Origin of the sequence: Mesorhizobium sp. M7D.F.Ca.US.004.03.1.1 (assembly GCF_003998635.1) — a bacterium.
Taxonomy (GTDB): domain Bacteria; phylum Pseudomonadota; class Alphaproteobacteria; order Rhizobiales; family Rhizobiaceae; genus Mesorhizobium; species Mesorhizobium loti.
This window is the reverse complement of sequence record NZ_RZQG01001816.1, coordinates 1-433: the sequence shown is the minus strand read 5'-3', so window position 1 is coordinate 433 and position 433 is coordinate 1. Positions and strand designations below refer to the sequence as shown.

At 61.4% G+C, this 433-nt stretch carries 1 protein-coding gene; it reads left to right on the top strand.

Going from position 1 to position 433, the window contains the following annotated elements:
- Positions 1-56: 56 nt before the first annotated feature.
- Positions 57-433, top strand: a 377-nt coding sequence (locus EN935_RS40195; protein ID WP_245489203.1) for a helix-turn-helix domain-containing protein, incomplete at its 3' end; no start/stop codon positions are given.

Genomic DNA, 433 nt, shown 5'->3' with positions numbered 1-433 from the left:
ATAAATAGACAAGGCCGTTCTTGCTAAAACCGATCGGAATGGAACAAGTGTCAAAAATGACGCATCCGCAAAAACCACGCCCCGCCATCAGCCAGGCCGACTACCAGCGGCTGTCGGAGTTTCGTTACCTGATCCGCCGCTTCCTCGAATTCAGCCAGGTCCAGGCACATGATGCCGGGCTGACCCCACGCCAGCATCAGGCGCTGCTTGCGATCAAGGGATATCCGGGTGGTGGACCGGTGACGGTCGGCGACCTCGCGGAGCGCCTGCGCATCCGCCACCACAGCGCCGTCGAATTGGTCAATCGCCTTGGCGAGGCGGGGCTGGTCGCACGGGATCAGGACAAGGACGACCACCGTCGTGTTCTGCTGCAGTTAACGGTGCGTGCCGACGACCACCTGGCCGACCTTTCGGTTGCGCATCTCGACGAGCT